This is a genomic window from Shewanella waksmanii ATCC BAA-643 (genome assembly GCF_000518805.1).
Lineage (GTDB): Bacteria > Pseudomonadota > Gammaproteobacteria > Enterobacterales > Shewanellaceae > Shewanella > Shewanella waksmanii.
The window spans coordinates 1-6,116 of record NZ_JAEH01000080.1 but is presented as its reverse complement, the minus strand read 5'-3'; the positions used below and the strand labels follow the sequence as shown (position 1 = coordinate 6,116).

Genomic DNA, 6,116 nt, shown 5'->3' with positions numbered 1-6,116 from the left:
TCGTCGCGATCTTTAATGGCACCGGTGCGGCGAATATCTAAACGGACTGAGGCATAAAACTTCAGTGCGTTACCGCCGGTTGTGGTTTCTGGGTTTTCTGTATCCTTCATTCAAAGATAATTTTATAGGCGTTATTCTTTCATTGCCTTTACTTTAGTTTATTTATAGAAAAATATTCAACTTAAATCCTACGTTACTTAAGAGAGCAAACAACCTTTTAACCCCAAAAGTATTATGAGTATTTCGAAAACCTCAACAGCTTGAATAAAACCAGTTCGGTGAAGCACTGGCTCGACTGGATACATTAAGGGTACATTAAGGGTACATTAAGGGTACATTAAGGATATATAATGTGTGTTCCATTTCTCAGTAAAAAATAATACATTTCGTTTAAACAAGCACAATATAATTCGTTTAAAATAAGTAGAATATAATTCGTTTAAATAAATATAATATACATCAATTAACATTTGATAGTCTTGGGGATAATTAAGATGACCATAGAAATAGATAGACTGGTAGTTTTTGGGGACAGCCTTTCCGATATAGGACAAAAGCGGAAAACTAGTTCAGGTCGATTAGCTCGACTTTTGGGACTTATGCGAACAAACGAGGTAGGGCGTTTTAGCGATACTAGAAACTGGACTGATTTTATTTGGGAATGGTCAGGCGGAACGACACTTTTTGAAAAAGATGCAAAAACGACCAAAAAGCTAACTAAACATCATTTAACTATAAACTCTGAATCTAGCTATGGCTGTACACCTGCCAGATGCATATCTTATGCTAACTATGCAGAGGGCGGAGCTATGGGAGGGTCAGATCGCAGCGGAATTGGTTTAGGAACCTTTAGTGAACAAACTAAGAGGTTTTTACATGATGAGAAGACGTCTCCACCAAGCAAAAACACTTTATTTCTAATTTGGTTCGGTCTGAATGATTTGGTTACTAACGGTAGAAATAAATCTGATATGAAAAAAGTAGCAATTGAGATAACCACACTCTGTGAAGAGCTATTAAATAAAAACTCAAACTCTTATTTTATATTTGCCAACATCCCTAATCCTCAAGGTTCTGTTCGATACTTCGGAAAAGAATTAACAGAAGAGGTTAGAGATTATCAACAAGGTGCTTTCGAGTTTGGCTATGAACTTGCTCGCCAAGTAACTATATTCCCTGATACCAGAGCTAGTTTACTAGATATGTATTCTATTTCTGAATACATCAATGATAACTTAGACGTTTATGGTTTGAAAAAAGGCTCTCAGCCTCATGGTATGAAAGTGAAATATGGAAGCGACGCCCCTATTTCTAGTGATGACTTTTTTGTCTCTACTAGTGATAGGGCTCACCCGACAGAGCAAGTCTATAAATTAATCGCAAATGCTTGGTCTGAAGAAATTTTAAAACGATTTGATTTGGGTACGCTCAGAATCAGAAATAATTAATTCCAAAATTTAACTTTATATGAAAGAGCATAAAAACGCTACTTTACTATATGTCTGAATATTAGCGAAGTATTGTTCCTATTACTCTTTAGAGGTTAAAAGGCAGAAATGAAGTCGACTTAAATTAATGTTAATTAAACGAGGAATACAATCATGGATCAAAAAACAGAAACTAAAGTACTCAATACTTTATATGACCGTCTTTTTCAAGCTATAACTTATGTTCCAAATGGGAAACAAAACGATGCGTTTAAGGGCGAGAATACCTTTTTGCAATTCGCTCAAAACCAAGCACTAAACCCTGCCGACTTTAAGAACCTTTTGACACCAACGAACCCGTCAGGAAACCTAGGAGCATCGCAAACATTCTCAAACCTTGTGGATCAAATGCCTTCTCAAACATCTAATTACTCTCCATCAGCCACTTTGATATCTCAAACTTATAAAGCGATTGTAGATGGAGCAAACTCTACAACTAAGAGTACGCCCGCCCAAGAGAAAAAATACCATAAAGCGTACGACTATCTCAATATTCAATCAACCATCAAAGATTACACAGGTGAAGAAGTCTCTCAAACCGATCACTCACCTATCTACAAGTCATACCTGAAAAATCAAACTGCCTACATTTCAGCAGTTAGTGCGTACCGCACAGCATATTTAGGTTACGACCTATCTGATCCTGCTCAACAAAGACAATGGCAAGCGAACGAACCAATGTTAAGCAACAACGTAAGTCAAACCTATGATACTTGGCGTTCAGAAGGGGCTTCACAAGTAGAGCAAGCACTGGCTGCTATGGCCTCAGCAATTAACGATGCTGTGGGTAATGTGATTCGTGAAGCGCAGCGAACCATGTCTTCCGGCATGGCGTCTTCAACAGGAGATGGGAGCAGTTGGTATTTCTCTTATCCATTTCCTGCAAACTTTGCTGACCCTAATGCTGAAGGATTTACCGCGTTCACTTTGAAGAGCGATAATTTAGAAGAGACGGCAAGCGAGAAAGCAACCGACTGGGGGGCAGGAGGTTCTGCAAGTTGGGGGTTATGGAGCGTAAGTGCAAGTGCCCATGGTCATCACGCAGATTCACATTCGCATATGGACGCCAGCACTTTCGAGCTAAAAGCAGAAATTGCAGTGGTTCGTGTGTTTCGTCCTTGGTTAAACGATTTGATCTTTAAGTTAAACGACTGGTACACCAACATGACTAAGGCAAACGGCATTTCACTAGGTAAATTGAGTCATGAGAAGTTAATACTTCCACTGATTCCGACAGGCTTTGTGGTCGCACGTAATGTTGAGATTAGCGCGGATTGGAGTTCTGACGATAAGAGCCATGTTGAAAATTCCATTTCAACAAAGGCGAGTGTGGGTTGGGGACCATTCAGTGTAAGTGGTAACTATTCTCACAGCTCATCAGAAGACTATCATAAATCGACCTTTGACGGTGGGACATTGAAAATCCCCGGTATACAAATAATTGCTTGGCTGAGTGAAATCACACCAGCAAGCCCACCAAAAAGCGCACCTGAAATCAAGAAAGTATAGTCGTAGAGGAAACAACAGCGTAACACTTTAACGCCTTAAATAATCGGTATAGATATCTCTCAATGCCTATACCGATCGCTCTCCAATGAATAAAAGAGAAATTATTGTGTCTATCGATTTGACCACTCAACTAAGCAAAGTGATTCTACCTCCAAGCTCAACTTCTTCTCACGAACAAAGTTATTTAAAAGCTTCTATAAATAGTGAAGAAACCATGGTGTTGGATACACGGCCCATTCTGCAATTGAATCCAACCCCAATGAAACTGTCAATCAACAGTTATATGAACCCGTTTTCTAGCAGTAATCCTAGTGGTAGTTTAAGCTCTTTGTATGCCTTTTCTCAACTGACCGACAGTATACCATTATTCGACAAGTACTACTCTAGAAGTTTGAATATGGTGTCGTCGGTTTATGGCCACATGCTATCTGGACTTTCAGTAAAAGACGACCAAAAATATGTAAATAACGTTATATATCAAGCCCGAAAAAAATACGAATCAACCCAACTTGCAAATATGGATGGACTTCCTGGTACTTGGCTACCGGTTTACGCCACACCAGAAGATTGGTACGATACAAATCGATTTAGCGAAATTACCATCGATTTAAACAGTAGAGACGTAGAAGATGGCCCGTATCGAGTGATAAAAAAATTAGATGACAATATACATTCTAGTCTAATTAATTGTGGTACTGGAACTATAACTCCCATGGATTCCGACTCGAACTTGAAGGCAATCAAGCTCAAATATATGGAGGTCAGCTTAAGTCGAACATGGTTAAACTTTGAAGTGTTTAACCTGAATGGATGGTATATACAAGGACAGAGTGCAGGTTACTTTTCCAGTGGGATAACAGATAATAACCAAGGTGTAATTCCTCTTGTTACTACTTCTATGTTAGTGGCTACCGATAAATATATTCACGCCGATTGGAGCAAAAAAGACCAATCTATGATCACCACTTCAGCAAAAAATGGCAACTATACTGCGGTTGGCCCATTTGTTATCAACAATAACTCAGCAACTCAAAACCATCTATATGTGATTGGTTGGATCAGTCAGTTAGTCCCATTTTCTCCACAAATAAAGGGGTAAAACGAAATTTTAATGTTCAATTCGTAGCCGCACTCATACGAAGCTACTTTTAGCTAGTTAGTGTGGGAATGTTAGGGTAATATCACTGTTTGAAAACTTAGCTAAAGTAATGTAATTATGACACATACTATAAAAACCTATGTTTTAATAGTGGTCAGTCATAACTATAAACTTGCCAGCGTTGCACTCGCTTAATCAGAAAAAAGCGACAATAAATGAACGCTGTCATTTTTATGATTTATATTTTATCCTAGCATAAACCGTAGTATAGTTGAGTCGTGCTTTTAAGCAGTTGTCAAATGATTTATCGATACTAAAACCGATTTGAATCGTTTCACATTCTGATTAACGCTACTGTTCAAAGCGCATTATTCACCTCTTATGATCCTCCTCGATTTAACCTATACGTTGAACTTTGCCCGACCATGCATCTAATGGGCTGACTCCATATAAGGCTGAAAATGACGGCTCTTTTCATAACCTCTGAGGGTTACCTACTGTTGAAGTCATCAACATTGCGGCTACATATGAAGCTGCACCGCATTGGGAAAGTAATTTCTCAGTGGATAGGCTTAGTCAATTTTTCAGTTGTCGATTTATGACCTTTAGCGCACCAGATAAATTACCCCACATTTGTGCCAGTAATTTTAGCATTGAAGACAAAGTCTTAATGATTAGGTTACTCTCATCATTTTAAAACTTTGGCTTGCCATGATAGACTGGTAAGTTAAAGCTAAATATCATAATTTTCTTATATTTTCAGATGATGTAACGAATAATGGCCTAATTTAGTTAATTGTCTGTATCCTTTTTACAATACTTTATTCAAACGACCGCTAAAAAACGTAATGCACCATGCGTTCCTGATTCCTCAAAAACAGCTTGCGTTAGTTGGCCGAAAGTCAAACTCCCCTTAAGAAGTTCTTTATATCGATCAATATATACAGGGGATTCTTTTGTATCAGCAACTTGGTAAGCTCTTATAACAATAGACACTTCATAGAGTTATAATTAACCAAAAATATGAGGTGTTATATGCGCGGCAACGTTAGCAACTAATTAGCCTGCTTTAACCCTGCCAGTCAGATCTTTAGTCACCCCGACAATCAAGTTAACTTTCGCCTCACCTGCAATACCCAAGACAACAATACCTGATTGCAGTTTCTACTTAAGCTCATCTTGCAAACCACGTAATGCGCCTGGTTCAACACCTTCAAGTTTATTCACTAGCACTTTAGATTCGATAGGCTTAATGAGTAATGACCCTATTAAAGATGCCACGTTAAACACTTGATGTGGCCGGACATTACTCTTTTTATAAAAGTTCCATTTTTATTCCATTTTTAGACTTTTAGCCTGCACTATTTTAACCCAACACTATAAGCACAGTCTTGGCGAACAACCAGAGTTTTAGTGTTGTTATACCAAAATAAAACCAAACCGTTTTAGGTAGACTGATTCATTGAATACAGATAAAGCAGCACATGGACAACAACGCAGGATATCAGTGAGAAAAATGAACGATAGAAAGGGGGATTTTAGGCTAATCAACCTCAACGGCTAATGCATAATTGGCTTGCTCGTAATCGAAACCTTGACCCATAAGGTAACGTATACATTTTGCACGAGTTGGGTGGTCTAGCGGCACAGCCTCGCCATATTTCTTTTGCGCTTTTAGCTTGGCGACTTCAAACCAGTCACATTCGGAATCTAACAGAACTTGCTCGATGAGTGCCCTGCTAAGCCCCTTTTGCTGCATAGACTGGCGAATTTTGTTCACACCGTGGCCTTTGCTGATGTGGGACTTCAGCAATAGCGCAGCAAATCGAGCATCATCAAGATAACCACTTTGTTGACAGTGATCGAGTGTGGTCTCAATCTCGTCAGCATCGTATTGCTTTTGTTGTAATTTGAGTTGAATTTGCTGGCGGGAATAATCGCGGCGAGCTAACAAGCCAACCGCAATATGCATGGCAGAATGTTTAGGGGCAGCTTTAGTTTGATTGTTAGCATCACTCATC

At 38.9% G+C, this 6,116-nt stretch carries 4 protein-coding genes and 1 pseudogene; 3 read left to right on the top strand and 2 right to left on the bottom strand.

All coding sequences use genetic code 11. The features are described from left to right. Nucleotides 1-95 (bottom strand): annotated as a pseudogene (locus L865_RS25290) (hypothetical protein); the annotation flags it as partial. A gap of 399 nt (nt 96-494) precedes the next feature. On the opposite strand from L865_RS25290, the gene L865_RS0119810 reads away from it, so the two are divergent. From L865_RS0119810 to L865_RS0119800, 3 genes are all read left to right on the top strand, one after another. Continuing rightward, a complete protein-coding gene (locus tag L865_RS0119810; RefSeq protein ID WP_028774823.1) occupies nt 495-1,448 on the top strand; it encodes an SGNH/GDSL hydrolase family protein in 954 nt (317 codons plus the stop codon). A 153-nt stretch (nt 1,449-1,601) separates the two neighbouring features. After that, nucleotides 1,602-2,996, top strand: a complete 1,395-nt coding sequence (locus L865_RS0119805) for a hypothetical protein (protein ID WP_028774822.1) — start codon at nt 1,602-1,604, stop codon at nt 2,994-2,996. Between the two features lie 85 nt (nt 2,997-3,081). After that, nucleotides 3,082-4,095, top strand: coding sequence for a hypothetical protein (locus L865_RS0119800; protein ID WP_157577676.1), 1,014 nt, complete (start codon nt 3,082-3,084; stop codon nt 4,093-4,095). Nucleotides 4,096-5,638: 1,543 nt separating this feature from the next. Here the strand turns inward: L865_RS0119800 and L865_RS0119790 are convergent. Continuing rightward, nucleotides 5,639-6,116, bottom strand: a 478-nt coding sequence (locus L865_RS0119790; RefSeq protein WP_051484709.1) for a regulatory protein RecX, incomplete at its 5' end; no start/stop codon positions are given.

Excerpts from the sequence above, each read along its gene's own strand:
- L865_RS0119810 (WP_028774823.1), top strand. The coding sequence starts at position 495 with ATGACCATAGAAATAGATAGACTGGTAGTTTTTGGGGACAGCCTTTCC.
- L865_RS0119805 (WP_028774822.1), top strand. The coding sequence starts at position 1,602 with ATGGATCAAAAAACAGAAACTAAAGTACTCAATACTTTATATGACCGT.
- L865_RS0119800 (WP_157577676.1), top strand. The coding sequence starts at position 3,082 with ATGAATAAAAGAGAAATTATTGTGTCTATCGATTTGACCACTCAACTA.